We start from the raw sequence: 26,850 nt of genomic DNA on the forward strand, positions 1-26,850 counted from the left end.
CCCGGGTCAGATCGTGAGGCGGCGGTGGGTGAGCGGGAAGCGGAGGATGCGGTCGTCGCCGGCCGCCGGGGTGCCGCGGCCGTCGCGGTTGCTGGTCGCGACCCAGAGTGCGCCGTCCGGCGCGACCTCGACGGTACGCAGGCGGCCGTACGTGCCGGCCAGCTCCGCCACGGGTACGCCGACGCGGCCGGCGGCGTCGACGGGCACCGCCCAGAGCCGGGCGCCGCGCAGCGCGGCGACGTAGAGCGTGCCCCTGGTGAACGCGGCGCCGCTCGGGGACGCCTGGGCGGGCGGCCAGACGACGACCGGGTCGCGGAACCGGGCATCGCCGGCGATGCCCTCGACGAGCGGCCAGCCGTAGTTGCCGCCGGGCACGATCCGGTTCACCTCGTCCCAGGTGCTCTGCCCGAACTCGGTGGCGAACAGCCGGCCGTGCCGGTCCCAGGCGAGGCCCTGCACGTTGCGGTGGCCGTAGCTGTAGACGAGCGAGCCGGGGAACGGGTTGTCCGCGGGCACCCGGCCGTCCGGGCGGATCCGCAGGATCTTGCCGTTGCGGCTGGTCAGGTCCTGCGCGCGGGCCGCCACCCCGGCGTCGCCGATCCCGGCGTAGAGCATGCCGTCGGGGCCGAACGCGATCCGGCCGCCGGCGTGCACCGAGCTGCGGGCGATGCCGCTGACCAGCACCCGCGGCGCGCGGGACGAGCCGAGGCGGAACCGGACGATCCGCAGGTCGCTCGTGGTGGTGTAGGCGGCGTAGACCCACCGGTCCCGGCGGTACGTGGGGGAGACCGCCAGCCCGAGCAGGCCCGTCTCCCCACCGGCGACCACGTCGGCGATCCGCGCCACCTGGCGGGCCGGGCGTCCGGGGCGTACCCGCAGGATCGTGCCCCGGTCCCGCTGCGCGACCAGGGCGCTGCCGTCGGGCAGGAAGTCCAGCCCCCACGGCGCCTCCAGCCCGGTGGCGATGACCTGGGGGCGGCTCAGGTCGTAGCCGGACCAGCCGGTGCGCCCGTCGAAGCCGCGCAGGTCGAGCGTGACCGGACGCGGTCGCGTGTCGGCGGTCGCCGGCCGGTCCGGGCCGGCGGCGGGTCGCCGGTCGGCGGGACTGCGGTCGGCGTGCGCGTCGGTGGCGGCCAGCACGAGCGCGAGGACGGCGGCGACGACCGCGACGGTACGACGGCGCATGTGCTCTCCTCGGTTTCGCACCCGCCCCCGCCGGGGCATTGACGGTGATCCGGTTTGCCAGTAGACCTTGGTGATGGAGGCCCCTGATGAAGCAAACGCCGCTCTCGCTGGAACAGTTGCGGGTCGCCGTCGCCGAGGGTGAGATCGACACGGTGGTGCTCGCTCTCACCGACATGCAGGGCCGACTGCAGGGCAAGCGGTTCCACGCGCCCTACTTCCTCGACCAGGTGGTCTCGCACGGCAGCGAGGGCTGCAACTACCTGCTCGCCGTGGACGTCGACATGAACACCGTCGACGGGTACGCCATGTCGAGCTGGGAACGCGGCTACGGCGACTTCGCCATGCGCCCCGACCTGGACACGCTGCGCCGGACGCCCTGGCAGCCCGGCTCCGCGCTGCTGCTGGCCGACCTGGAGTGGCTGGACGGCTCCGGTCCGGTGGTCGCCTCACCCCGGCAGATCCTGCGCAAGCAGCTCGACCGGCTGGCCGCGCACGGGCTGACCGCGTACGCCGGCACCGAACTGGAGTTCGTGCTCTACCGCGACTCGTACGAGGAGGCGTGGCGGCGCGGCTACCGCGACCTGACCCCGGCCAACCAGTACAACGTGGACTACTCGCTGCTCGGCACCGCCCGGGTCGAGCCGCTGCTGCGCCGCATCCGCACCGAGATGGCCGGCGCCGGGCTCACCCCGGAGAGCGCCAAGGGCGAGTGCAACCTCGGCCAGCACGAGATCGCCTTCCGGTACGACGAGGCGGTGCGCTGCGCCGACCACCACGTCATCTACAAGAACGGCGCGAAGGAGATCGCCGCCCAGGAGGGGATGGCGATCACGTTCATGGCGAAGCCGAACGAGCGGGAGGGCAACTCCTGCCACATCCACTTCTCGCTGCGCGACGCCTCCGGCTCGTCGGCGATGCTGGGCGACGGGCCGGCGCACCTGAGCGTCACCGGGCAGCGGGTGCTGGCCGGGCTGCTCGCCACCATGCGCGAGTTCAGCCTGTTCTTCGCGCCGAACATCAACTCCTACAAGCGCTACCAACCCGGCTCGTTCGCGCCGACCGCGTTGCGCTGGGGCACCGACAACCGCACCTGCGCGCTGCGGCTGGTCGGGCACGGGCAGGGGATGCGGGTGGAGAACCGGGTGCCGGGGGCCGACGTCAACCCGTACCTGGCGATCGCCGCGCTGGTGGCCGGGGCGGTGCACGGCATCGAGAACGAGCTGGAGCTGGCGGACGAGTGCACCGGCAACGCGTACGACGACCCGGACGCCGAGCGGGTGCCCACCACGCTGCGTGACGCGCTGGACCTGTGGCAGCGCTCCGAGGTGGCCCGGACGGCGTTCGGCGACGAGGTGGCCGCTCACTACGCCAACCAGGCGAAGGTCGAGCTGACCGCCTTCGACGCCGCGGTGACGGACTGGGAGCTGACCCGTGGCTTCGAACGCCTCTGACCCCAGTTTCCGCGCCGATCTTGCACTTGCGGCCCCCGGTCGGGGTGTTGTGCGGCTTTTGCCGGGGCAGCACCTGCAAGATCGCCGAGGTGAGGGGAGGGGGACGCGTGGGTGAGGTGATCTCGCCTGTTGACGGAGCCGGGATCGGGGTTGTTCCGGGGTGCTCCGTCGACGACGTGGATGCCGCCGTTGCGCGTGCGGCTGCGGCGTTCGAGACGTGGCGGCGGGTGGCGCCGGGGGATCGGGGGCGGCTGCTGCGGCGGTTCGCCGCCCAGGTCGACGCGCACCTCGAGGAGCTGGCTCTCCTGGAGGTACGCAACGCCGGGCACACCATCGGCAACGCGCGCTGGGAGGCGGGCAACGTCCGCGACGTGCTCGACTACTACGCGGGCGCGCCGGAACGGCTGACCGGGCACCAGATCCCGGTGCCCGGCGGGCTCGACGTCACGTTCCACGAACCGCTGGGCGTGGTCGGCGTGATCGTGCCGTGGAACTTCCCGATGCCGATCGCCGGCTGGGGATTCGCCCCGGCGCTCGCCGCCGGCAACACGGTGGTGCTGAAACCGGCCGAGCTGACCCCGCTGACCGCGCTGCGCCTGGCCGAGCTGGCCCGCGACGCCGGGCTGCCCGAGGGCGTGTTCACCGTGCTGCCCGGTCAGGGCAGCGTGGTCGGCGAGCGGTTCGTCACCCACCCGGCGGTCCGCAAGATCTGCTTCACCGGCTCGACCGAGGTCGGCACCCGGATCATGGCCGGCTGCGCGGCCCAGGTGAAGCGGGTGACGCTGGAACTGGGCGGCAAGTCGGCGAACATCGTGTTCGCCGACGCGGACCTGGAGAAGGCGGCGGCCACCGCGCCGTACGCGGTCTTCGACAACGCCGGCCAGGACTGCTGCGCCCGCTCCCGGATCCTGGTCCAGCGCCAGGTGTACGACAGGTTCCTGGAACTGCTCGAACCGGCCGTACGGGCGGTGCGGGTGGAGGACCCGGCCCTGGACACGGCCGAGATGGGCCCGCTGATCTCCGCCGCGCACCGGGACCGGGTCGCCGGGTACGTCGACGGCGCGGACGTGGCCTTCACCGGCTCCTGCCCCGACGGCCCCGGCTTCTGGTACGCCCCGACGGTGCTGCTCGCCGGCTCCCCGGCCGATCGGCACTGGCGGGAGGAGGTCTTCGGCCCGGTCGTCTCGGTGCTGCCGTTCGACGACGAGGCGGACGCGATCCGGCTCGCCAACGACACCGAGTACGGCCTCTCCGGCTCGATCTGGACCCGGGACGTCGGGCGCGCGGTGCGGGTGGCCCGCGCTGTCGAGGCCGGCAACCTCAGCGTCAACTCGCACTCCTCGGTGCGCTACTGGACCCCGTTCGGCGGGATGAAGCGTTCCGGCCTGGGCCGGGAGCTGGGTCCGGACGCGCTGCACGCCTTCACCGACGTCAAGAACGTGTTCATCGGCACCGAGGAGTGATCACAGTGCAGGGACGGCTTTCCGACCGGGTGGCGGTGGTGACCGGCGCGGGCAGCGGCATCGGGCTGGCCACCGTGCGGCGCTTCGCCGCCGAGGGCGCGCGCGTGGTGTGCGTGGACATCGACGCCGACGCCGGCACCCGGGCCGCGCAGGAGGTGGACGGGGACTTCGTGGCCGCCGACGTGGCCGACGAGGCGGCGGTCCGCGACCTGTTCGACGGGGTGGTGGAGCGCCACGGCCGGGTGGACGTGTCGTTCCACAACGCCGGCATCTCGCCCCCGGACGACGACTCCATCCTGGAGACCGGCCTGGACGCCTGGGAACGGGTGCTGCGGGTCAACACCACGAGCGTCTACCTGTGCTGCAAGTACGTCATCCCGCACATGCGCCGGCAGGGCAAGGGCTCGATCATCAACACCGCCTCGTTCGTGGCGCTGATGGGCGCGGCGACGTCGCAGATCGCGTACACGGCTAGCAAGGGCGGGGTGCTGGCGATGACCCGGGAGCTGGGCGTGCAGTTCGCCCGCGAGGGCATCCGGGTCAACGCGCTGTGCCCCGGTCCGGTGGCCACGCCGCTGCTGCTGGAACTGTTCGCCAAGGACCCCGAGCGGGCCGCCCGGCGGCTGGTGCACGTGCCGATGGGCCGGTTCGGCGACCCGACCGAGATCGCCGCCGCGGTGGCGTTCCTCGCCAGCGACGACGCCTCGTTCATGACCGCCGCGCAGTTCGTCGTCGACGGCGGCATCACCGGCGCGTACGTGACACCCCTGTGAACGGGCGACGGCCGGTCATCGGCATCACCGCGTACGTCGAGCCGGCCGGCTGGGCGGTGTGGCGGGACGTGCCGGCGACGCTCGTGCCGCACGCGTACGTCCGGTCGGTCACCGCGGCGGGCGGCCGGGCCGTGGTGCTGCCCCCTGACGACGCCGACGCGGACGTGCTGGGGCTGCTGGACGGGCTGCTGCTGGCCGGCGGCGCGGACGTCGGCCCGGAGCGGTACGGCCAGCCGCCGGACCCGCGTACCGAGAGCCGGCCGGAGCGCGACGCCGGGGAGTCGACGCTGCTGGCCGCCGCGCTCGCCGCCGACCTGCCGGTGCTGGGCGTGTGCCGGGGGATGCAGCTGCTCGCCGTGGCGTACGGCGGCCTGCTGCACCAGCACCTGCCGGACGTGGTCGGGCACGACGGGCACCGCCCCGCGCCGGGCGTGTACGGGACGCATCCGGTGCGCTTCGCCGCCGGCAGCCGGACCGCCGAGGTGATGGCCGGAGTGGACCGGGTCAACTCGTACCACCATCAGGCGGTGGCCGACCCCGGCGGCCTGGCGGTCACCGGCTGGGCCGACGACGGGGTGATCGAGGCGGTGGAGGATCCGGCGCGGCGCTTCGTGCTCGGGGTGCAGTGGCATCCGGAGAACGAGCCGGACCCGCGGCCGGTGGCCGCGCTGGTCCGGGCCGCGATGTCGGCCAGATCACACACCGACGTTTCATAGGTGGGGAAAAGCTGGATCGGCGGCCCCTCGTCGCCCCCGGCGGGACCGCCCGAGTCGCCCCGGCACGTCTGTTACGCCAGGATGAGGCGGAGGTAACCAGCGTCGAACGGTGCGGGTGCGTTACGTTGCTCGTCCGTCGGGGTAGTAGGCGGGGCAGTCGGCGGAGCACGCCGACCGTTGTGATCATGGCCGGAGCGGGAGGCTGCATGGGCTCGGCCCTGGGGGGCGGGGACGACCGTCGTTCGTCCCCGGCGGCCGGCGAGGCGTCACTACCGCCGCTGCTGTCCGCGGCGTTCGCCGCGGGCGGCGAGATGGGCGAGCGGCTGCACGGCTTCGACTGGTCCACGACCTCCCTCGGCAGCCCGGAGCGCTGGCCCGCCGCGCTCTCCCACGCGGTCAGCACGATGCTGTCGTCCCGCGCCCAGATCGTCATCTTCTGGGGTGAGGAACACCTCGCCTTCTACAACGACGCCTACCGGCCGACGATCGGCGAGAAGCACCCGGCCGTGATCGGCCAGTCCGCGCGGCGGTACTGGGCGGAGACCTGGGACGTGCTCGGCCCGCTGCTGGACGGGGTGCGCCGCACCGGCGTGGCCTACCGGGGCGAGAACCATCCCTTCGTGCTCAACCGGCACGGCTTCCTCGAGGACGTCTACTTCGACATCTCGTACGACCCGATCCGCGGCGCCGACGGCACCGTCGGCGGCGTGTTCTGCTTCGTCAACGAGACCACCGGCCGGGTGCTCGGCGAACGCCGGCTGCGCGCCCTCGCCGAGCTGGGCAACGAGCTGGGTGACGTGCCGGACATGCTGGAACTGGGCCGGGCGGTCACCCGGGTGCTCGACGCCCACCGCGCCGACGTGCCGTTCAGCGCGCTGTGGTTCCAGGGTGAGGGCGGGTCGCTGGTGCCGGCCGGCTGTTCGGGTGTGGACCCGGCCACCGTCGCCGGCCCGCCGCCCGGACTGGCCGACGACGGGCCGCTCACCGAGCCGCGCTGGATCGCCACCGCCGAACTGCCCGGCGCGGTGCCGCCCGACGCCGCCGACCAGGCGCTCCTGCTGCCGCTGACCGCCACCAACGAGCCGGCCGGCGTGCTGCTGCTCGGCGTGTCCCGCCGGCTGCCGTTCACCGACGACTACCGCGACTTCGTCGACCTGGTCGCCGCGCAGGTCAGCCGGGCCGTGGGCAAGCAGCGGGCGTACGAGCAGGAACGCGCCCGCGCCGCCGAGCTGGCCGCGCTCGACCGCGCCAAGACCAACTTCTTCGCCAACGTCAGCCACGAGTTCCGTACCCCGTTGACGCTGGTCCTCGGACCGCTGGAGGAGTTGCTCGCGGACCGGGAGCTGCCCGGGGGGTACCTCGACCGGCTGACGGTCATGCACCGCAACGGGCTGCGCCTGCTCAAGCTGGTCAACACGGTGCTCGACTTCTCCCGGCTGGAGTCCGGCCGGCTGGCCGCCCGCTACCAGCCCACCGACCTGTCCGACTACACCTCCCGGCTGGCCAGCACGTTCCGCTCGGCCACCGAGCGGGCCGGCCTGGACCTGGTGGTGGACTGCCCGCCGCTGCCCGCCCCGGTCTACGTAGACCGGGACATGTGGGAGAAGATCGTCCTCAACCTGGTGTCGAACGCGCTCAAGTTCACCTTCGACGGCGAGATCCGGGTCCGGACGCGTGCCGCCGACGGCGCCGCCGTCCTGGAGGTGAGCGACACCGGCGTCGGCATCGCGCCGGAGGAGCTGCCGCAGGTCTTCGAGCGGTTCCACCGGGTCGCCGGCGCCCGCTCGCGTACCCACGAAGGCACCGGCATCGGCCTGGCCCTGGTCCGCGAGCTGGTCGAGATGCAGGGCGGCACTGTCACCGCGCACAGCGTCGTCGACCGGGGCACCACGTTCACCGTGACCATGCCGTTCGGGTACGCGCACCTGCCCGCCGACCGGGTGTCCGCCCTCTCGCCGGTGCCGCTGACCGAGCCGGAGCAGGCCCGCCTCTACGTCGCCGAGACGGCGCTCTGGACCGACGAGGTGGCCCGGCCCGTCGGGTTGCCCGAGCCGAACGGCACGCCGGGCGGCGCGGGCCGGATCCTGTTCGCCGACGACAACGCCGACCTGCGCGAGCACGTCGTCCGGCTGCTCTCCCCGGCGTACGAGGTGGTGGCCGTGCCGGACGGCGCGGAGGCGCTGCGGCTGGCCGTCGAGACCCCGTTCGACCTGGTGCTGACGGACGTGATGATGCCCCGGCTGGACGGCTTCGGGCTGGTCGCCGCGCTGCGCGCCAAACCGGCCACCAGGTACGTGCCGATCGTGCTGCTCTCCGCCCGGGCCGGCGCCGCCGAGGAGGTCGCCGGCCTGTCCGCGGGCGCCGACGACTATCTGACCAAGCCCTTCTCCAGCCAGGAACTGGTGGCCCGGGTCCGGGCCAACGTCGAGCTGGGACAGTTGCGCGGGCAGATCATCCGCCGGCTGCGGGCGCTCGCCGACGCCGCCGTGGAGATCAACACCGCCCGATCCACCGCCGACGTGGTACGGGTGGCCGCCCGGCACGCGCTGCGCCTGGCCGAAGCCGGACGGGTCCGCGTCACGACCACCGGGGCCCGCCACGAGGAGGACGCCGGCGGCGCCCTGCCCGCCGACCCGTCGGTGGCGCTGCCGCTCACCGGCACGTCCGGCGAGCAGCTCGGCGAGCTGCTGGTGTGGCGGCGCGAGGGGGGCGGCACCGAGCAGGCGGCGCTGACCGAACTGGCCCGGCTCGTCGGCGTACGGCTGGAGAACGCCCAGCTCTACGAGGCCGAGCACCACATCGCCACCACGCTCCAGCACAGCCTGCTGCCGCGTACGCTGCCGCAGCTGCCCGGCGCGGTGGTGGCCAGCCGCTACCTTCCCGGCAGCGCCGACGTGGAGGTCGGCGGCGACTGGTACGACGTGATGGCCACCGCCGACGACGACCTGGTGCTGGTCATCGGCGACGTGGTGGGCAAGGGCGTGCGGGCCGCCGCCGCGATGGGCCAGCTCCGCAACGCGCTGCGGGCGTACGTCCTGGAGGGCTACGACCCGGGCGAGGCGCTGACCCGCCTCAACCGGCTGGTCCACTCCGCCGGCAGCGGCTCCTTCGCCACCGTCGTCTGCCTCGGCTTCTCCCCGCGCACCGGCCGCATCCGGTACGCCAGCGCGGGTCATCCCTCACCCCTGCTGATCCGAGGAGACGACGTGGCGTTCCTGCACGATCGGGCCCTCGGACCGCCGATCGGGGCGATCCCCGGCACCGTCTACCCGGCCGCCGAGGGGGAACTCGCCCCGGGCAACCGCCTTCTGCTCTACACCGACGGCCTGATCGAGGACCGGTCCGCGGGCATCGACGCCGGGCTGGGCCAGTTGCGGGCGGACGCGACGGCCCGCGCCCAGCATGTGGCGGACCTGGTCGACGCCGTCATGGCGCGGGTCGCCGAGCGCTCCCGGCACGACGACGTGGCCGTACTCGCGCTGGAGGCGACCGAGCTGAACCGGTTCGCGCTGCGCCTGCCCGCCGACCCGACCCGGCTCAGCGTGCTGCGCAAGCGGCTGGAGGACTTCCTCGTCGCCCACCAGGTCGGCGAGACCGACCTGTTCGACCTGACCGTGGCGGTCTCCGAGGCGGCGGCGAACGCCATAGAGCACCCGGTCGACCCGGTCGACCCGACCATCGAGGTCGAGGTGACGATCGCCGACCGTACGGTCACCGCGACCGTCCGGGACACCGGGCGCTGGCGGGAGTCGAGCGGGTCGAGCTTCCGGGGGCGCGGGCTGGCGCTGATCCAGGCGCTGGGGGAGATGAACGTGACCCGTACCGAGACGGGCACCGAGTTGACGCTGCGCCGCCGGCTGAGTGACCCGAACTGATCCGACCGCCCCGGGCCGGTTGCCGGGTTGAGCCGATCAAATAGGGCAAAATTACTAGTATCGCCTCATGGGGCGTGAGCCGTTCCGTCCTTCCCGCGGCAGCGGGAACGACCCGGTAGGTGCGGCGTGGACGGCGATTCGCCGTACCGGCCGGGCCACCGCGCGGGATCGGCTGCAGCGGGTGCGGTTGAGCCTGCTCGTGGCGGTGCAGTGCGGGGTGGCCGCCGCAGTCGCGTGGTGGGTCGCGAAGGATCTGATCCACAACCCCCAACCGCTGTTCGCGCCCGCCGTCGCGGTCGGCACCATCGCCAGCTCGGTGAGCCAGCGCTTCCGCCGTACGCTGCTGCTGATCGCCGGCGTGGCGGTGGGCATCGCGCTGGGCGACCTGCTGGTCTCCTGGGTCGGGCAGGGATACGTCCAGATCGGCGTCATCGTCGCCGCCGCGATCCTCGTCGCCGTCCTGCTCAGCGACGAGGGCGCGTTCGTCACCCAGGTCGGCGGCAGCGCGTTGGTGATCGCCGTGCTCTTCCCGGCCCGGACCGACATCGCGCTGCCCCGCTTCCTCGACGGCGTCGTCGGCGGGGTGGTCGGCATCCTGGTCGCGGTCGTGGTGCTGCCCCTGCACCCGATCTACCGGATCCGGCGGGCCGGCCGGCCCCTGCTCAACCAGATGTCCGTCGAGCTGGACCGCCTCGCCGACGCGGCCCTGGCCCGGGACGCCGAGCTGGCCCGTCAGGTTCTCGACAGGCTGCGCCGGCTCAACACCTCGGAGGTGGAGACCGCGATGTCGGCCGCCGACGAGGTCGTCCGCATCTCGCCGTTACGGTGGCACAACCAGAGCGCGCTGCAGGGATGGCGGCACGGCGCCATCCTCATGATCCGGTCCCTGCTGCACAGCCGCGACGTCGCGCTCAACCTCGAACGCGCGATCCGTGACGACGAGCCCGTTCCGCCGTCGCTCGCCGAGGCCGCGCGGTGCCTGGCCGAGGCCGCGCGCACCGTCGCCACGGGCTGGTCTCCGTCCGCCAGCCGCCCCTCCCGCTCCCAGCGGGCCGCGATGTCGGCCCTCCGCCTGGCTCAGGAGGCGTTGCGCAGCGGCCTGCGCGTCAGCGGCATCAACGTGGCGAACGAACTCACCATCATCGCGGTGAACACGATCCGAGCGAGCGGGGTGCGTAAGCGCGACGCCGAGTCGCTGCGTCGTGAGCTCGCCCCGGACACCGCGGGGGAGACGGGAGAGTGGCACCCCGCGTCGGATCGCGGGCAGCCGGAACCGGTCGGGCCTGCCGCCCGCGATGGGAGAGGCCTCCTAGCCGGAGGACAACCGAGTCGGTCCAAGGCCCAGCTCTCAACCGGGAACTGGGCCTTGGACATGCTCCGGCACAGGAGGCGTCGTCCAGGTCAGGCCGGCGGGGCGGTCAGAGCGTGACCTCCGCGTCCTCGGCGAGGGTGAAGAGCCCGGCGTCGAACACCAGCTTCACCAGCTTCGTTCCCTTTGGTACGTCGAAGTAGACGTTCGCCTTCACGGCGTTCCCCGGGTTGATCTCGTCGAGGAAGCCCTCGCCGTCCTCGTTGCCGTAGATCGCCGCCTCACCGTCGGCCTCGTACTCCCGGCCACTTCCGTCGCGTGCGCTGACGGTGCCGTCGGCGTGGAACAGCTTCGCCTTCTTGGTGACGTTCTTGGCGGTCAGGACGACCCGGCAGAAGCTGCCCTGCGCCTTCTTGTTGAGGAAGTCACTGCCAACCTTGGCGATGCCGCACTTCATGCTGTGTGCGGTGAATTCGAAGTCACCACCGCGTACCGTGTCGCCGATCCGGTAGATCTTCGGCGCGTCGGCGGGCTTCTCGCTCTTGACCGGCGGCGGTGCGGCAGCCGAGGTGGGAGCGGACGTCGGGGCCAGCCCGGCGCCGTCAGCGGCGGGGGCGACGGGAGCGCTGCTGCCGGCCGTGCCGGGGCTCTTGTCGTCGCCGGTCAGGGCGAGCAGGGCCGGTCCACCGCAGCAGAACACCACCACGACGGCGACACCGATGAGCACCGGCATGAGCCACTTCTTCTTCGGCGGCGGTCCGAAGCCGGGCTGACCGGGCGGTGGCGGATACGCACCAGGGGGACCGGGCGGTGGCGGGGGATAGGAGCCCGGGGGACCGGGCGGCGGCGGGTACGAGCCAGGGTTATGCGGTGCGGTCATGGTGATGCGCTCCCAGGAAATCTGCCCCCGCGCCCCGCGGAGGCGATCACCGACGCTGCCACATAGCCCTTGGCCCGCATAGATCGTTCACTGTCCGGTGCCCGACCGCGTTCACCCGAACAGTTCGCGCACCGTGACCTCGACGGCCGCGAGAATTCCACCGCAGTCGTACGGGAATGGCCGGAACGGGCGAGCACGCCTCCGGAATCCGGACAGGTTCCGCGCCGTCAGGGCTGGGCGAGCCAGTCCTGGTCGCCCAGGCCGGAGATGTCCAGCACGCGCCGGACCTGCGGGGACGGCAGCACGGTGAGCGCGTTCGGGAACCGCTGGGCGAGCCGGACCACCGCGTGGATGGCGGCCGAGTCGAAGAAGGTTACCGCCCGCAGGTCGAGTGTGAGCTGCTTGGCGGGCTCGCGGAGCGCGGTCTGGAACATCGTGTCGGCGGTCGCCATGTCGACCTCGCCGGTCACCTGGACGCGCAGTTGATCGCCGTCGACCTGCGTCGTGACGGAGAAGACGGGCGCCGCGCCCCCTTGATCCACGGAGCAACAATGGCACAGCGTTTGTGGCACGGCAACAACCTGCCGGGCAGGGCTGTGGCGGGGGGGCACACCGCCCCCGGCGATAGGCTTGCGTCATGACCGTCCGTGCGCCGCTGACCCCCGGCACGCTCTCCCCGTGGCGAGCGGTTCCCGCCCACATCCCGCGCCCGGAGTACGTGGGTAAGAAGCGTCCGCAGGAGTGGCGCGGCTCGCACGTGCAGACGCCGGAGACGATCGAGAAGATGCGGGTGGCGGGGCGTCTCGCCGCCCAGGCCACCCAGCTCGCCGGTGAGCACTGCAAGCCCGGGGTGACCACCGACGAGATCGACAGGGTGGTGCACGAGTTCCTCTGCGACCACGGCGCGTACCCGTCGACGCTCGGCTACCGGGGCTTCCCGAAGTCGTGCTGCACCAGCCTCAACGAGGTGATCTGCCACGGCATCCCCGACACCACCGTGCTCCAGGACGGCGACATCATCAACGTCGACGTCACCGCCTTCCTGAACGGCGTGCACGGCGACACCGACGCGACGTTCTGCGTGGGCGAGGTGAGCGAGGAGGCCCGCCTGCTGGTCGAGCGGACCCACACGGCGATGATGCGGGGCATCAAGGCCATCGCGCCGGGCCGGCAGATCAACGTCATCGGCCGGGTGATCGAGTCGTACGCGAAGCGCTTCGGCTACGGCGTGGTCCGCGACTTCACCGGGCACGGCATCGGCGAGGCGTTCCACAGTGGCCTCTACGTGCCGCACTACGACAGCCCGCGTCCCACCGACGTGATGGAGCCCGGCATGACGTTCACCGTCGAGCCGATGATCACGCTCGGCACCTACCAGTACGACATGTGGGACGACGGCTGGACCGTGGTCACCAAGGACCGCAGGTGGACGGCCCAGTTCGAGCACACCATCGTCGTGACCGACGACGGCTACGAGATCCTGACGCTGCCGTGACCGACACCCCGGCGGCGCTGCGCGAGGCGCATCACGCGGACGTCTCCGGCGGCTGGCTGCGTCCGGCCGTCTTCGGCGCGATGGACGGCCTGGTCACCAACATCGCGCTGATCGCCGGTGTGGGCGGTGGCGGGGTGTCCCCGCGCAGCGTGGTGCTCACCGGCACGGCCGGCCTGGTGGCCGGCGCCATCTCGATGGGCCTCGGCGAGTACACGAGCGTCCGGTCCGCGAACGAGCAGGTCGCGGCCGAGGTGGCCAAGGAGCGGCGCGAGCTGGAACGCCACCCGGAGGCCGAGGCCCGGGAGCTGGCCGACGCCTGGGTCGCCCGTGGACTGCCCCGGGAGCTGGCGACGCAGGTCGCCGAGGCGGTACGCGCCAACCCCGAGGAGGCGCTGCGGGTGCACGTGCGGGAGGAGCTCGGCGTCGACCCCGACGACCAGCCCAGCCCGTGGGCCGCCGCGATCTCGTCGTTCGTCTGCTTCTCCATCGGGGCGCTGGTGCCGCTGCTGCCGTACCTGCTCGGCTTCACCAGTCTCTGGCTGGCGCTCGCCGTGGGCGGCGTGGGGCTCTTCGTGGCCGGCGCGATCGTGGCCCGGTTCACCTACCGGCCCTGGTGGACCAGCGGTCTGCGGCAGTTGCTGCTCGGCGCGCTGGCGGCCGGGGCGACCTACCTGATCGGCGCGCTGATCGGCGTCGGCGGCGGCATCGGCTGAGGCTGAACCAGCCCGGCCGTCAGCCGGACAGCAGGTCGTCGATCGTGCCGTCGACCGGCCGCCCCCGGGCGGCGAGTTCCTCGGCCTGGCGGGTCAGCGCCGCGCCGACCTCGGTCATGTCCGCCCCGGCCAGCCCGGTACGCCGCACCGCGTCCCCCGGGTCGCGGAAGTAGGTGCGGCTGAACAGCCCCTGCACCGTCGCGGCGGCCAGCCGCGCCTCGCCGAGCATGAGCAGCGCCTGGTCCGTCTCGTACCACTCGGCCAGCCGCAACGCCCGGGCGTGCGCCGCGCTGCCCCGGTACCACGACTGCCGGGCCGCGCCGGTGAACTCGGCGGGCCGGGCACGGGCAAGCCGCGCCAGGTGCTCGTCGCGCAGCTTCGGCAGCCAGCCGGTCGGATCGTGCAGGGCGCGGGTGGTGACGTACCGGTCTGCGACAAGTGGCCAGCGGGACGTGATCGTCGTCGCCCGGCGCAGGTAGTCGTCCGCCCCGGCCACTGTGAGGTCGACGAGCACCCCGTCCACCCGCCGGGTGGCCGGTGGCGGCCCGGCGCCGTGCCGGTACGTGACGACGAGCAACCCGACCTCGCGGTCACCGCCGCCGTCGTCGTCGCCGTGCGCGAGCGGACCGTGTACGGCGACCGCCAGCACGTCGGCCGGGAACCGCCGCAGGACGGCGTCACCGACGCGCTCGGCCACCTGCCACCGCGGGTCGTCCAGACGCCGCTCGGCATTCACGTCGACAGCCACGGTCCACCTCCGTCCGAGCGCTCGCCTGCGGCAACCCTAGCCAGATCGCGGGCGGCGGCCTCGGCGGCGCGGATGTCGGATTGTGCGCGGCTGCGGCGAGGGCGCTCAGGCGTTCGGGACCAGCCGGAACACGCGGATCTCGCGGCCACCGGCGCGCTCGACGTACGTGCGGTACGCGGGCCACTCCTGCACCAGCCGCTGGAACAGCCGTTCCCGGTCCTCGCCGGTGACCTGCTCGGCGGTGACCGGGATCCGGCGTCCCTTGACGTCCACCTCGGCGTCCGGGTTGGCCAGCAGGTTGAACGTCCAGGACGGCTGGTGCTGCTGCCCCCAGTTCGAGCCGATCACCACGTAGGCGTCGCCGTCGGGCACGTACACCAGGGGGTTGCTGCGGGGCTTGCCGGAGCGGCGGCCGGTGGAGGTGAGCACCAGTGTGGGCACGAGCCCGAAGGCGACCACGCGCCCCTTCGTCATCCGGCCGACCAGCCGGTCGGCCGGGACGAGCAGGCGCATGGTGGCGCCGAACCAACGCTGGTGACCGAGACGGCGGGTGAGGGTTCCCAGGGCGGACATCCGACAAGTGTGCCGCCCACACCGCGCCCCGTCACCCCCTCGGACGGTCAGTCCGCCCCAAGGTCGACTCCATCTCCCCGAAGTGGTGGCATCCACCCCGCCGCGATACCGCCACTCCGGCGAAGTGGTGTCGATCATGGCCGGGAAAGGTGTGGATCATGGCCGGGAGGGCACCTCAGTCGAGGCGGCGTTCGATCGGCAGGCGGGACCGGGTGAACAGGGCCGCGCCGCCCATCGCCACCAGCGGCACCACCACCAGCACGGCGAGCGTCACGCCGGGCACCGTCACCGGGTACGGCGGCTGCGCCGGCCAGGAGTCCGCGTACCGCTGGTTGAGCGCCGCCAGGACGACCGCGGCGGAGCCGAGCCCGGCGAGGATGCCCAGCGCCGAGCCGAGGACCGCGATGACCCCGGCCTGACAGAGCGACAGCAGGCGGCGTACCCGGGGATCGGCGCCGACCGCCGCGAGCGTGGACAGGTCCCGGCGGCCCTCCGCGGCGGCGAGGGCGGTGGCGACCGCGGCGGCGCCGAGCGTGATCACCCCCGAGGCGACGGCCAGCAGGAGCAGCATCGGGCGCTGGTCCGACGGCGGGTCTGCGGTCGCCACCTGCGCCGACATGGGGATGATGTCGTACAGCTCGTCGGTCAGCAGCTCGATCTGCCGGTCGGTCGGCGAGGCGGCGGTGTCCAGCAGGTAGCCGAGCGGCACGGCGGTCAGGCCGAGCGCCTTCGCGGCGGCGGGGGAGAGCACCAGCCGGTCCACCGGGAGACCGCCGCGCAGCACGTACGCGGGCAGGAAGCGCCCGGTCGGCGCGCTGCCGGAGCCGTAGTTGACTTCCACCCGGGCCTGCCCGTCCACCACCCGGCGGAAATCGGTGACCACCACACCTCCGGCGGCGAGCGTCCGGCGCGCGGCGGCCAGCTCGTCGGCGGGCGCACCGGTGAGCGCGGGCAGCGCCGCGCCGTCGTCCACGAGCGTCGGCAGGTACACGTCGACCGGCTCCTGGTAGGACGCGCAGCGGGGATCGTCGCGGGCCGAGGCGCGGTCCGGGTCCGACTCCTCGTAGGGGCAGCGATGCTCGGGCGGAATGATCGCGGACGGAGCGCAGTCCTCCTTGTCGGAGGGGCCGGCGCAGCCAGGGACGGCGACGGGCGCCACCGTGGCGTCGGGCAGGACCGTGCGGGCCCGGGCCGCGACCGCGTCGGCCGACGGCGGGTCCGCCGGGGTGTCGCCGGAGGGGACGAGCAGCACGTTCCCCGGCGGCAGGCCGGGTTGCCAGAGCTCCCGCGCGCGGGTGTCGTCGCTCGCCACGTAGACGCCGAGGGCGACGCTGCCGGCGACCGCGGCCATCACCGCCGAGATGGCCGGGGCGGCCGACGAGCGGTTGCGGCTGGCGTCGCGCAGCGCGAGCCGTGGCGTCAGCGGCAGCAGCCGTCCGGCCCGGCCCAGCGCGCCGACGAGCGCCGGAGTGCAGAACACCAGCCCCAGTTCGCCCAGGGCGACGCCGGCCAGCACACCGGTCTGCGAGGTGCGGCCCGCGGCGAACGCGGCGACGGCGGTCCCGACGACGGTGAGCGACGCCCCGAGCAGCAGCCAGCGGCGGCGCGGCCGGGTCGCGTCCCGCCGGCCGGCCAGGCCGGTCACCACGTCCTGCCGGGCCGCCGTCCAGGCCGGCGCGACCGCCGCCAGGACCCCGGCCAGCACCGCCGTCGCGGCGATCGCCACGAGCGCGGCCGGGAAGATCCGGTACGCCCCGAGCCGCTCCCCGAGCAGGTACTGCTCGACCAGCGGACGGCCGGCGAACGCGGCGCCGATGCCGAGCACCAGGCCGAGGGCGGCGCCGCCGGCGCCGAGCACCACCCCGTCGGCGAGCACGATCCGGCGCAGGTGGGCGGCGTCGCCGCCGGCCACCGCGACCAGCGCGAGGTCCCGCCGCCGGCGGCGGACGCTCACCGCGAAGGCCGGCCCGACCAGCAGCACCACCTCCAGCAGGCCCAGCCCGCCGATCAGGCCCACCGTGCCGGCCTCCTCCGCGTCGGGCACCGACATGCCGTGGGGAAGCTCCTCACGGCCGGGCAGCGGATCGCGGGAGACGACCTGGACGCCCTGCCCGTTCAGCCGGTCGACGAGCGCGCGGTCCAGCGGACCGGGCAGGTCCACCAGCCAGGTGTCGCTGCCGTACGGCACCTCCGGGACCACCCCGGCCAGCGTGACCACCTCGCGGAGGTTGTCCGGGTACTCGACCACCCCGACCACCCGGTACGTGGCGCCGTCGGTGGTGCGGACCGGGTCGCCGACGCGGGTGTCCAGCCGGCTCAGCGCCGCCGGGCTGACCGCGATCTCGTCGGGGCGTACCGGCGGGCGGCCGTCACGCACCCGGGCCAGCGGCCGGGCGAGCGGGTCGGTCAGGTCGACAGCGCGCGCGTCGAACGACTCGACGCGCCTGTCGATCCGTGTCGAGAACGTCAGCCACCACCGGGCCCGGGTCAACCGGCTGCCCTCGGGCAGCAGCGCGCGTACCTCCTCGGCGGTGGGGGGACGGCTCCGGCCGACCCATTCGCCCTGGACCGGCCAGGCCGTCTCGCCCCAGGCGTCCTGTTTCACCGGCGTCAGGCTCTCCCACTGCAACGCCACGTCGGCGCCGCCGAGGCGACGGTCGATGCGCTCGGCCCGGGTGAGGTCCCCCATGTCGTAGCTGACCGCGGCGAAGCTCAGCCCGAACACCGGCAGCGCGATCATCACCAGCACCAGCAGCGTGCGCCGCCGCGAGCGCCGGGCCTCCCGCTGGGCGATCCGCAGCGCCGTCCGCCACGATCCGCGTGCGGCGGCGAGGCGGCCGCCGATCACCGGCCGCTGCCGCTGAGCAGGTGCTCCACGCCGATCAGCGGGGCGGTCGAGTCGACCATCACCCCGTCGCGGAGGAAGACCACACGGTCCGCCCAGCCGGCGTGCCGGGCCTCGTGGGTGACCAGCACCCCGGCCGCGCCGGCGTCCACCCGGCGGCGCAGCAGGTGCAGCACCGCCTCGCCCGACTGGGAGTCGAGCGCGCCGGTCGGCTCGTCGGCGAGGACCAGCCGGCGTTCGCCCACGAGCGCCCGGGCGATCGCCACCCGCTGCTGCTGACCGCCGGACATCTGGTCCGGAAAGCGGTCGGCCAGCTCGGCCACGTCCACCTCGCGCAGCGCCGTCAGGGCGAGCTGGCGGGCCGCCCGTACGCCGGTGCCGTCCAGCTCCAGCGGCAGCGCCACGTTCTCCACGGCGGTCAGGCTGCCGAGCAGGTTCAGGTCCTGGAAGACGTACCCGATCCGGCGGCGGCGCAGCCGGGCCAGCTCGCGTGCGGACAGCCCGCCGAGCGCCTCGCCCTCGACCACCACCTCGCCGCTGGTGGGCCGGTCCAGGCCGCCGGCCAGTGCCAGCAACGTGGACTTGCCGGACCCGGAGGGGCCCATCACCGCCACCAGCTCACCGGCCCGGACGGTCAGGCTCACGCCCCGCAGCGCGTGCACCGCCGCCTCGCCGGCGCCGTGGATCCGGCGTACGTCCTGCAGTTCCAGCACCCCGTCGGTCGGGTTCATCAGCGCCTCCCGTGCCGGGTCACCGGCGGGCTTCGTCGCCGGCCCGGTCCACCGCCTCGGGGTGGTCGACCGCCCGGAGCGGCGCCGGGCGGTGCCGGACCAGGCTGGTCTCGCAGTGGTCGAGCCACCGCACCTCGGCCTCGGTCTGGAAAATCATCGCGTCCAGCACCAGCCGCCAGGGTAGATCCTCCGGCTTGTCGCTCGTGTACTTCAACCGGGTGAATTCCTGCAGCGCGCGCATGGTGGCGGTGCGCTGGGTCTGCACCACCGCCTGCACGTCGACGCCCGGCGTGGTCAGCGCCAGCGCCAGCTTGATCGACAGCTCGTCGCGGGGCCGGTCGGCGCGGCTGATCGGGGTGGCGAACCACATCGCCAGGTCCGCCCGTCCGGCGTCGGTGATCTCGTACGGCCGCTGCCCGCTCTCGTTCTCCGGCAGCGGGCGCACCAGGCCGTCGCGTTCCAGCCGGGCCAGCGTGGTGTAGACCTGCCCGATGTTCAGCGGCCAGGTCGACCCGGTGGACTCCTCGAACGCGGCACGGAGCTGATAGCCGTACATCTGGCCGCGTTCGAGCAGGGCGAGCAGGCCGTGACGGATGGACATGGCCTGGAGTATGCATACCTGGTATGCGCTGCGCAACCGGAGGGTTCCGCCGGGTGACCGGCGCCGCGCTCAGGCCGGGCGTCCCGGGAAGGGAACGGTGAGCGGGGTCACGCCCGCCGTCCGCCGCCAGCGGGTGGCCCGCAGCGCGCAGTCGGTGAGCGCGGCGAGCGCCGTGTTCCGCTCCGCGCCGCCGGTGTGCGCGAGCGCGGCCCGCCAGTGCCCGGCGGTCCGCTCCTCGATCTCCACCGCCAGCCGCAGCGCCCCCTCCCGGTCGGTGACCGGATAGGGCAGCGCGTAGCCGGCCCGGTCCGCGGGGACCTGCCCGGAGCCCTCGGCGAGTTGCAGCAGCAGCGCGTCCCGGCGGGACCGGTGAGCCGCCTCGGCGGCCCGGGCCGCCGTCCGCGCCGCGCCGGTGAGGTGCACGCCGATCACCCCGTACGCCCAGATCGCCGCGTACTCGGCGGCGAGCGCGTCGGCGAGGGCCTGGCCCGGACTGGGACTGCTGGTCGGGTTCATTTGAGCGCCTCCACGTGGGTCGCACGGGCGGCGGCGATCGAGCCGAGCAGCGCGGCCCGCTCGGCCGGCGCCTCGGCGCAGGCCTTCGCCGCGTTGGTCCGGCCCTCCTGCTCGGCCTGACGCAGTTCGGTGAGCACCGCGTCGGGGGCGCCGCCGGTCGCCGGGGCGCCGGTCGCCGGGGCGCCGGAGGGAGCCGGCCGGCCGATGACCCGGCGTAGCTCCTCGGCGTGCGCCTTGTGCGCGTCGGCGATCGGGGTGAGCCGCCCGGCGAGGGCCGGGTCGGCGGCGGCGGCGGCCCGGTAGCGGGCCTCCAGCGCCAGCGCCTCGGCGGCCAGCGGCTCCAGCGCGTCCGGCGCCGGTGGCTCGTCGTCGCGGTCGAAAAGATCACAACCGGTCAGCGGCGCGGCCGCGCCGCCGAGCGCCACGAGCCCTCCGGCGCGCAGCAGCCAGCGCCGGGAATGCCCCGCTCTGACCTGGTCGGATGGTGTTCTGCCGGTCCCCACCTGACAGAGTCAACACCATCCGTGCCGCCTCATGGGGCAGGGTCTCGGTGCGCCGCCGGGTCGGTCGGCGGCCGTAAGCGTTACGCTCTGCGCAACCACCGGGCGCGGACGCCCCGGTGGCGTGCCGGTATGGCGGGCCGACCGCTCGCACCGGCCCGGGACAACACGGCCCGTGGGTCGTGGCAACAGCAGGAGAGGTGCGCGGAATGACGCAGCGTGGCCGTGCCACCCGGTCGACGGGGCCCGCCGGGCGGCCCCGCCGGTCCGACGGCCCCCGCGGCGCGGACCGCAGCGCCGCGCCCCGCGGCGATCTGAACGCGCGCCGCAACCGGCTGCGCGAGGTGATCGAACCGGTCGTCACCGCGGCCGGCTACGACCTGGAGGACCTCTCCGTCTCCCGTGCCGGGCGACGACACGTGGTCCGGGTGATCGTGGACGCCGACGGCGGGGTCAACCTGGACGCCGTGGCGGACGTCTCCCGCGCGGTGTCGGCGGCCCTGGACGCGGCGGAGGAGTCCGGCGGCGACATCGTGGCCGGCGAGTACCAGCTGGAGGTCAGCTCGCCCGGCGTGGACCGCCCGCTCACCCTGCCCCGGCACTGGCGGCGCAACGTCGGACGGTTGGTCAAGGTCACCGTCCGCGGCGACGCCGGGGACCGCCAGCTCACCGGCCGGATCACGGCCGCCGACGACGAGCGCGTGGAGCTGGAGACCGACGCCGGCGCCGCCGCACACCCGTACGCCGAACTCGGGCCCGGCCGGGTCCAGGTGGAGTTCAACCGCCTGGACGACCTGGCCGACGAGGACCTCGGCGACGACACCGACACCGACGACGACGAAGATCTGGAGGACGAGGAGAGGTGAACATCGACCTCGCGGCGCTGCGCGCCCTGGAGCGCGAGCGGGAGATCCCGTTCGACACGATCCTCGCGGCGATCGAGACCGCGCTGCTGACCGCCTACCGGCACACCGAAGGCGCCGAGTCGCACGCCCGGGTGGAGATCGACCGTAAGAGCGGGGCCGCCTCGGTCTTCGCGCAGGAGCTCGACGCCGACGGCACCGTCACCCGGGAGTGGGACGACACCCCGCACGACTTCGGGCGGATCGCCGCCATGACCGCCAAGCAGGTGATCCTCCAGCGGCTGCGGGAGGCCACCGACGAGGTGCACTTCGGTGAGTACGTGGGCCGCGACGGCGACCTGGTCACCGGCGTGGTGCAGGCGCACGAGACCCGCCGGGAGAAGGGCATCGTCAGCGTCGACCTGGGCAAGCTGGAGGGCGTCCTGCCGCAGTCCGAGCAGGTCCCCGGCGAGCGGTACGAGCACGGCGAGCGGATCCGCTGCGTGGTGGTGCACGTCGCCAAGGGCATGCGCGGCCCGCAGATCACGCTGTCCCGCTCGCACCCCGGGCTGGTGAAGAAGCTGTTCGCGCTCGAGGTGCCGGAGATCGCCGACGGCACCGTGGAGATCGGCGCGATCGCCCGTGAGGCAGGTCACCGTACGAAGATCGCGGTCCGCTCGACCACGCCCGGCGTCAACGCCAAGGGCGCCTGCATCGGCCCGATGGGGCAGCGGGTCCGCGCGGTGATGAGCGAGCTGCACGGCGAGAAGATCGATATCATCGACTGGTCGGACGACCCGGCGACGTTCGTCGGCAACGCGTTGTCGCCGGCCAAGGCGCTGCGGGTCGAGGTGGTCGACCTGGCCACCCGTACCGCCCGGGTGACGGTCCCGGACTTCCAGCTCTCGCTCGCGATCGGCCGGGAGGGGCAGAACGCCCGCCTGGCTGCCCGGCTGACCGGTTGGCGCATCGACATCCGGTCCGACGCGGAGACCGCCGCGCCGCAGGGACGGGGCGGAGCTGATCACGTCCCGGAGCCGGGCGGAGCGATCTCGAGCAGCTAGGGGTAGACTTTCTCAGTGGCACGACGCGCGCTGCCGGAGCGCACCTGTGTGGGCTGCCGGAAACGGGCGTCGGCCAGCGAGTTGTTGCGGATCGTCGCGATCGGCGACGAGACTGGTCGCACCAGCCTCAGGCCCGATCCGGCCCGCACACTGCCGGGTCGGGGAGCGAACATGCATCCTGATCCGGCCTGCTTCGCGCAGGCGGTGCGGCGTCGCGCCTTCGGGCGGGCACTGCGCCTCACCGGGGTTCCTGACCACGGTGCGCTTGCGGAGCACGTCGACGCGCAACCCCCGACGACCGGTCAAACCCGACCGGCCGCGGGTCGCTAGCAAGGTAGGACGACCGACATGAGCACACGATGAAGTCCCTGAAATGACCAGGCTTCAAGTGCACGAGTGAGGTCGCTGCGGGTGCTGCCCGCACGACCTCGGAGTGAGGAGTGCAGTGGCAGGAAAGGCCCGCGTACACGAGCTTGCCAAAGAGCTCGGGGTCGAAAGCAAGACCGTTCTCGCCAAGCTCAAGGAGATGGGCGAGTTCGTGAAGTCCGCATCCAGCACCGTCGAGGCGCCTGTCGCCCGACGTCTGCGTAGCGCCTTCGTAGCCGGTTCGTCGGCGCCTGCCGGCCCGCCGGCTGCCGCGCCCAGCGGCCCGGCGCCGACCCCGACGCCCACCCCGACCCCGGGTGCCCCCCGGGTCTCGGCCAGGCCGACGCCGCCCCGGCGTCCGACTGCGCCGACCCCTGGACCGAAGCCCAAGGGCCCGGTCCCCGGCCCGCCGCAGCCGGCGACCCCGGTCGCCAAGCCGGCGAGCGCGCACGACATCGAAGTGGCGGCCGCCGAAGCGCGTGCCGCCGCGCTCAAGGCTGAGCAGGAGGCCGCGGTCAAGGCCGCCCAGGCCGCCCGCCAGCAGCAGCGCGAGACCGTACGCCGGGAGCCTCCGGCCGAGGGCGGTCCCCGTCCCGGCCCGCGTCCCGGCCCGAACGCCATGCCGCCGCGTCCGGGTTCTCCGGCCGCCGGTCGTCCCGGCGGTCCGGGCCAGGGCCAGGGTCCCGGTGCCCGGCCCGGCGGTCGTCCGCCGGCGCGTGGCGCCGGTAACAACCCGTTCGGCATCCAGGGTGGCCAGCAGCGGCCTCCGGCCGCCGGTGGGGGCGGTCCCCGTCCCAGCCCGGCCGGCATGCCGCCGCGGCCCAGCCCGGCGTCGATGCCGCCGCGGCCGAGCCCGGCCTCCATGCCGAGCCAGCGCCCGACCACCGGCCGCCCCGGCGGCCCCGGTGGCGGTCGTGGTGGACCCGGCGGTGGCGCCGGTCGTCCCGGTGGTGGCGGCGGCGGTGGCGGTGGCTTCCGCGGCGGTCCCGGTGGTGGCGGCGGTGGCGGTGGCTACCGTGGCGGTCCCGGTGGTGGCGGCGGTGGCGGCGCTCCCGGCGGTGGTTTCCGTCCGGGTGGTCCGGTCGGCGGTGGCCGTCCCGGCGGCGGCGGTCGTGGCCGTGGCGGTGGCGCGGCGGGTGCCTTCGGGCGTCCGGGCGGTCGGCCGACCCGCGGTCGCAAGTCCAAGAAGCAGCGCAGACAGGAGTTCGACAACCTGTCGGCCCCGACCATGTCCTCGGGCGCGCCCCGCGGTCAGGGTCAGGTCGTCCGGTTGTCCCGTGGCGCCTCGCTGTCGGACTTCGCCGACAAGATCAACGCCAACCCGGGTTCGCTGGTCCAGGAGATGTTCAACCTGGGCGAGATGGTGACGGCTACCCAGTCGTGCTCCGACGAGACCCTGCAGCTGCTGGGTGAGCACCTCGGCTTCGACGTGCAGATCGTCAGCCCGGAGGACGAGGACCGCGAGCTGCTCGCGCAGTTCAACATCGACCTCGACGCCGAGGTCGCGGAGGACCGCCTGGTCAGCCGTGCGCCGGTGGTGACCGTCATGGGTCACGTCGACCACGGTAAGACCAAGCTGCTCGACGCGATCCGCAAGGCGAACGTGGTGGCCGGCGAGGCGGGTGGCATCACCCAGCACATCGGCGCCTACCAGGTCCACGTCCCGCACGAGGGCGAGGACCGCGCGGTGACGTTCATCGACACCCCGGGTCACGAGGCGTTCACCGCCATGCGTGCCCGTGGTGCCCAGGTCACGGACATCGTGATCCTGGTGGTCGCGGCGGACGACGGCGTGATGCCGCAGACCATCGAGGCGCTCAACCACGCCAAGGCGGCGGACGTGCCGATCGTGGTCGCGGTCAACAAGGTCGACAAGCCCGAGGCGAACCCGGACAAGGTCCGCCAGCAGCTGACCGAGTACGGCCTGGTCGCCGAGGAGTACGGCGGCGACACCATGTTCGTCAACGTGGCGGCCAAGCCCGGCATCGGCATCGAGGAACTGCTCGAGGCCGTGCTGCTGACCGCCGACGCGTCGCTGGAGCTGACCGCTCCGATCGACGGGCCGGCGCAGGGTGTCGCGATCGAGGCGCACCTGGACAAGGGCCGTGGCGCGGTGGCGACCGTGCTGGTGCAGAAGGGCACCCTGCGTGCCGGTGACTCGATCGTCGCCGGTGGGGCGCACGGCCGCGTGCGGGCCATGCTGGACGAGAACGGCAAGCCGGTCGACTCGGCCGGTCCGGCGCGTCCGGTCATGGTGTTGGGTCTGACCACGGTGCCGGGTGCGGGTGACACCTTCCTGGCCGCCGAGGACGACCGCACCGTGCGGCAGATCGCCGAGCAGCGCCAGGCGCGGAGGCGGGCGGCTTCGTTCGCCAACTCCCGTGGCCGGGCCACTCTCGAGACGCTCATGGAGCAGCTCAAAGAGGGCGAGAAGACCTCGCTCAACCTGGTGCTCAAGGGCGACGTCTCCGGTTCGGTGGAGGCGCTCGAGGACGCGCTGTTCAACCTGGACATCCCGGAGGAGGTCCAGCTTCGGATCATCCACCGGGGCGTGGGCGCGATCACCGAGAGCGACGTCATGCTCGCGAGCGCCTCGTCCGAGGCGGTCACGATCATCGGCTTCAACGTGCGGGCCTCGAACAAGGTCCGCGAGATGGCCGACCGCGAGGGCGTGGAGATCCGGTACTACACCGTGATCTACCAGGCCATCGAGGAGATCGACGCCGCGCTCAAGGGTCTGCTCAAGCCGGAGTACGAGGAGGTCGAGCTGGGCACCGCGGAGATCCGCGACGTCTTCCGCTCGTCCAAGATCGGCAACATCTCCGGCTGTATCGTCCGGTCCGGCCTCATCCGCCGCAACGCCAAGGCGCGGCTGCTGCGGGACGGGGCGGTCGTGGCGGACAACCTCACGATCAGCTCCTTGAAGCGGTTCAAGGACGACGCGACCGAGGTCCGCGAGGGCTTCGAGTGTGGTCTGACGCTGGGCGGCTACAACAACGTCCAGGTCGGCGACGTCATCGAGACGTTCGAGATGCGCGAGAAGCCGCGCGCCTGAGAACCACGCGTACGACCGGTCGGCGGCCGGGGCCTTCGGGCCCCGGCCGTCGCCGTTTCCGCAGGCTGCGACAATCTCCGGCGTGATCCGGTACGCACTGCTCCTCGCTCCCTCCGCCAACCGCGTCTACGCCGACGCGGCGGCCCGGCTGGCGCGCGCCGAACTGGCCGTGTTCGCCGGCTCCGGCGTGCTCGACGTCGTACCGGGCGACGCGGAGGTGACCGGGATCGGCGGCGTGGAGTACCTGACGTTCACCGCCCCCGGACCGGGGCTCGGCGAGCGGGACGTGGCCCACCTGGCGAACCTGTCGGCGGCGTACGCGCTGTTCGAGCGGGTGGGCGACGACCTGCTGCGGCCGGTGCCGCTGCGCCCGCTGGCCCGGTACGACTCCGACCTGATCACCATCCCGAAGTACGCCGGCAAGACCAACGAGCAGTTCACCCGGCTGCTGCTCAACGTCACGGTGCTCGCCTCCGCCGCCGCGCCGCGGATGCTGGACGGGCCGGTGGTGGTGCTGGACCCGCTCTGCGGCCGGGGCACCACGCTCAACCAGGCGCTCATGTACGGCTACGACGGCATCGGCATCGAGCGCGACAGCCAGGACGTGGACGCGTACGCGGCGTTCCTGCGTACCTGGCTGCGCCGCAAGCGGCTCAAGCACACCACCGAGTCGACGTCGGTGCGCCGGGACCGCAAGCTGGTGGCCCGCCGGTTCGAGGCGGTGCTCGCGCCGTCGCGGGACGAGCACCGGGCCGGGGCCACCCAGCGGGTCACCGTGCTGAACACCGACACCACCCGGGCCCGCGAGGCGTTGCGCCCCCGCTGCGCGGACGTGATCGTCACCGACGCGCCGTACGGGGTGGCGCACGGCAGCCGTACCGGTCAGGGGTTGTCCCGCAGCCCGCTGGAGCTGCTCACCGCCGCCGTGCCGGTGTGGCGGGAGCTGCTGCGCCCGGGTGGGGCGCTGGGGCTGTCCTGGAACACCCACGTGACCCCCCGGGCGCAGGCGGAGGCGGTGCTGGCCGACGCCGGTCTGCGGGTGCTCGACGGCCCCGGCTTCGGTGACTTCGCCCACCGGGTCGACCAGGCGATCGAGCGGGACGTGCTGGTGGCGGTCGCGCCTTAATCGCGTGCCCGGGGTGCGCGGCA

Annotated in this window: 22 protein-coding genes and 1 pseudogene; 13 read left to right on the plus strand and 10 right to left on the minus strand. The window is 73.7% G+C overall.

The genetic code is table 11. From position 1 onward, the window contains the following. Window positions 1-6 precede the first annotated feature (6 nt). On the minus strand, window positions 7-1,185 hold the full coding sequence (locus MicB006_RS07305) for a sorbosone dehydrogenase family protein (protein ID WP_116504752.1): 1,179 nt from the start codon (window positions 1,183-1,185) through the stop codon (window positions 7-9). Between the two features lie 86 nt (window positions 1,186-1,271). Between MicB006_RS07305 and MicB006_RS07310 the strand changes: the two genes are divergently transcribed. The 6 genes from MicB006_RS07310 to MicB006_RS07335 all read left to right on the plus strand — a co-directional run bounded on the left by MicB006_RS07310 (window position 1,272) and on the right by MicB006_RS07335 (window position 10,892). After that, entirely contained in the window at window positions 1,272-2,636 is a 1,365-nt protein-coding gene (locus MicB006_RS07310; RefSeq protein ID WP_116504754.1) for a glutamine synthetase family protein, read from the plus strand. A gap of 116 nt (window positions 2,637-2,752) precedes the next feature. Next, entirely contained in the window at window positions 2,753-4,099 is a 1,347-nt protein-coding gene (locus MicB006_RS07315) for an aldehyde dehydrogenase (RefSeq protein ID WP_370013467.1), read from the plus strand. Between the two features lie 5 nt (window positions 4,100-4,104). Then, window positions 4,105-4,872, plus strand: coding sequence for a 3-oxoacyl-ACP reductase (locus tag MicB006_RS07320; protein ID WP_116511234.1), 768 nt, complete (start codon window positions 4,105-4,107; stop codon window positions 4,870-4,872). Beyond that, window positions 4,869-5,588: a gamma-glutamyl-gamma-aminobutyrate hydrolase family protein gene (locus MicB006_RS07325; RefSeq protein WP_116504757.1), complete on the plus strand. Its 720-nt coding sequence runs from the start codon at window positions 4,869-4,871 to the stop codon at window positions 5,586-5,588. The genes MicB006_RS07320 and MicB006_RS07325 overlap by 4 nt, the downstream gene beginning before the upstream one ends. A 206-nt stretch (window positions 5,589-5,794) precedes the next feature. Continuing rightward, window positions 5,795-9,463 carry a SpoIIE family protein phosphatase gene (locus MicB006_RS07330; protein WP_116504759.1) on the plus strand — a complete coding sequence of 1,223 codons (3,669 nt, stop codon included), beginning with the start codon at window positions 5,795-5,797 and terminating at the stop codon, window positions 9,461-9,463. Between the two features lie 67 nt (window positions 9,464-9,530). After that, on the plus strand, window positions 9,531-10,892 hold the full coding sequence (locus tag MicB006_RS07335) for an aromatic acid exporter family protein (RefSeq protein WP_116504761.1): 1,362 nt from the start codon (window positions 9,531-9,533) through the stop codon (window positions 10,890-10,892). Here the strand turns inward: MicB006_RS07335 and MicB006_RS07340 are convergent. Both MicB006_RS07340 and MicB006_RS07345 read right to left on the minus strand, forming a co-directional pair. Then, entirely contained in the window at window positions 10,882-11,505 is a 624-nt protein-coding gene (locus MicB006_RS07340) for a DUF4352 domain-containing protein (RefSeq protein ID WP_116504763.1), read from the minus strand. The genes MicB006_RS07335 and MicB006_RS07340 overlap by 11 nt on opposite strands. Before the next feature lie 374 nt (window positions 11,506-11,879). After that, window positions 11,880-12,194, minus strand: coding sequence for an STAS domain-containing protein (locus MicB006_RS07345; protein ID WP_225980673.1), 315 nt, complete (start codon window positions 12,192-12,194; stop codon window positions 11,880-11,882). A gap of 95 nt (window positions 12,195-12,289) precedes the next feature. Here MicB006_RS07345 and map point away from each other — a divergent pair, with 95 nt between their 5' ends. Then, on the plus strand, window positions 12,290-13,147 hold the full coding sequence (gene map, locus MicB006_RS07350) for a type I methionyl aminopeptidase (protein WP_073830294.1): 858 nt from the start codon (window positions 12,290-12,292) through the stop codon (window positions 13,145-13,147). Then, on the plus strand, window positions 13,144-13,860 hold the full coding sequence (locus MicB006_RS07355; protein ID WP_116504764.1) for a VIT1/CCC1 transporter family protein: 717 nt from the start codon (window positions 13,144-13,146) through the stop codon (window positions 13,858-13,860). Before map ends, MicB006_RS07355 begins: the two co-directional genes overlap by 4 nt. Window positions 13,861-13,879: 19 nt before the next feature. On the opposite strand, the gene MicB006_RS07360 is transcribed toward MicB006_RS07355, so the two are convergent. The 7 genes from MicB006_RS07360 to MicB006_RS07390 form a co-directional block, all read right to left on the minus strand. After that, on the minus strand, window positions 13,880-14,608 hold the full coding sequence (locus MicB006_RS07360) for a nucleotidyltransferase domain-containing protein (protein WP_116504766.1): 729 nt from the start codon (window positions 14,606-14,608) through the stop codon (window positions 13,880-13,882). A gap of 105 nt (window positions 14,609-14,713) precedes the next feature. Beyond that, window positions 14,714-15,181, minus strand: coding sequence for a nitroreductase family deazaflavin-dependent oxidoreductase (locus MicB006_RS07365; protein ID WP_116504768.1), 468 nt, complete (start codon window positions 15,179-15,181; stop codon window positions 14,714-14,716). A gap of 175 nt (window positions 15,182-15,356) precedes the next feature. Next, window positions 15,357-18,029 carry an FtsX-like permease family protein gene (locus MicB006_RS07370; protein WP_116504770.1) on the minus strand — a complete coding sequence of 891 codons (2,673 nt, stop codon included), beginning with the start codon at window positions 18,027-18,029 and terminating at the stop codon, window positions 15,357-15,359. Continuing rightward, window positions 18,026-18,757 (minus strand): ABC transporter ATP-binding protein, encoded by a 732-nt coding sequence (locus tag MicB006_RS07375; protein ID WP_116504772.1) that lies wholly within the window; start codon window positions 18,755-18,757, stop codon window positions 18,026-18,028. Before MicB006_RS07375 ends, MicB006_RS07370 begins: the two co-directional genes overlap by 4 nt. A 19-nt stretch (window positions 18,758-18,776) precedes the next feature. Further along, entirely contained in the window at window positions 18,777-19,358 is a 582-nt protein-coding gene (locus MicB006_RS07380; protein WP_073830288.1) for a PadR family transcriptional regulator, read from the minus strand. A gap of 69 nt (window positions 19,359-19,427) precedes the next feature. Further along, complete coding sequence (locus MicB006_RS07385) at window positions 19,428-19,874, minus strand: ferritin-like domain-containing protein (protein ID WP_116504774.1); 447 nt, start codon at window positions 19,872-19,874, stop codon at window positions 19,428-19,430. Then, window positions 19,871-20,377 (minus strand): hypothetical protein, encoded by a 507-nt coding sequence (locus MicB006_RS07390; protein WP_370013427.1) that lies wholly within the window; start codon window positions 20,375-20,377, stop codon window positions 19,871-19,873. Before MicB006_RS07390 ends, MicB006_RS07385 begins: the two co-directional genes overlap by 4 nt. A gap of 206 nt (window positions 20,378-20,583) precedes the next feature. On the opposite strand from MicB006_RS07390, the gene rimP reads away from it, so the two are divergent. From rimP to MicB006_RS07415, 5 genes and pseudogenes are all read left to right on the plus strand, one after another. Continuing rightward, window positions 20,584-21,240 carry a ribosome maturation factor RimP gene (rimP, locus tag MicB006_RS07395; protein ID WP_116504778.1) on the plus strand — a complete coding sequence of 219 codons (657 nt, stop codon included), beginning with the start codon at window positions 20,584-20,586 and terminating at the stop codon, window positions 21,238-21,240. Further along, entirely contained in the window at window positions 21,237-22,280 is a 1,044-nt protein-coding gene (nusA, locus tag MicB006_RS07400) for a transcription termination factor NusA (RefSeq protein ID WP_116504780.1), read from the plus strand. The genes rimP and nusA overlap by 4 nt, the downstream gene beginning before the upstream one ends. Before the next feature lie 15 nt (window positions 22,281-22,295). After that, a pseudogene (locus tag MicB006_RS07405) lies at window positions 22,296-22,632 on the plus strand (YlxR family protein). Window positions 22,633-22,725: 93 nt separating this feature from the next. Next, window positions 22,726-25,701, plus strand: a complete 2,976-nt coding sequence (infB, locus tag MicB006_RS07410; RefSeq protein WP_116504781.1) for a translation initiation factor IF-2 — start codon at window positions 22,726-22,728, stop codon at window positions 25,699-25,701. An 82-nt stretch (window positions 25,702-25,783) separates the two neighbouring features. Next, window positions 25,784-26,827, plus strand: coding sequence for a TRM11 family methyltransferase (locus MicB006_RS07415; protein WP_116504783.1), 1,044 nt, complete (start codon window positions 25,784-25,786; stop codon window positions 26,825-26,827). The last annotated feature ends 23 nt before the right edge of the window (window positions 26,828-26,850 follow it).

The sequence above is a fragment of the Micromonospora sp. B006 genome (assembly GCF_003408515.1).
Taxonomy (GTDB): domain Bacteria; phylum Actinomycetota; class Actinomycetes; order Mycobacteriales; family Micromonosporaceae; genus Micromonospora; species Micromonospora echinospora_A.

Bases quoted from the DNA above. Each gene is read 5' to 3' on its own strand.
- MicB006_RS07330 (WP_116504759.1), top strand. From the start codon at position 5,795: ATGGGCTCGGCCCTGGGGGGCGGGGACGACCGTCGTTCGTCCCCGGCG.
- map (WP_073830294.1), top strand. From the start codon at position 12,290: ATGACCGTCCGTGCGCCGCTGACCCCCGGCACGCTCTCCCCGTGGCGA.
- MicB006_RS07375 (WP_116504772.1), bottom strand. From the start codon at position 18,757: ATGAACCCGACCGACGGGGTGCTGGAACTGCAGGACGTACGCCGGATC.
- MicB006_RS07365 (WP_116504768.1), bottom strand. From the start codon at position 15,181: ATGTCCGCCCTGGGAACCCTCACCCGCCGTCTCGGTCACCAGCGTTGG.
- MicB006_RS07340 (WP_116504763.1), bottom strand. From the start codon at position 11,505: ATGCCGGTGCTCATCGGTGTCGCCGTCGTGGTGGTGTTCTGCTGCGGT.
- MicB006_RS07380 (WP_073830288.1), bottom strand. From the start codon at position 19,358: ATGTCCATCCGTCACGGCCTGCTCGCCCTGCTCGAACGCGGCCAGATG.
- MicB006_RS07310 (WP_116504754.1), top strand. From the start codon at position 1,272: ATGAAGCAAACGCCGCTCTCGCTGGAACAGTTGCGGGTCGCCGTCGCC.
- MicB006_RS07335 (WP_116504761.1), top strand. From the start codon at position 9,531: ATGGGGCGTGAGCCGTTCCGTCCTTCCCGCGGCAGCGGGAACGACCCG.
- rimP (WP_116504778.1), top strand. From the start codon at position 20,584: ATGACGCAGCGTGGCCGTGCCACCCGGTCGACGGGGCCCGCCGGGCGG.
- MicB006_RS07305 (WP_116504752.1), bottom strand. From the start codon at position 1,185: ATGCGCCGTCGTACCGTCGCGGTCGTCGCCGCCGTCCTCGCGCTCGTG.
- MicB006_RS07385 (WP_116504774.1), bottom strand. From the start codon at position 19,874: ATGAACCCGACCAGCAGTCCCAGTCCGGGCCAGGCCCTCGCCGACGCG.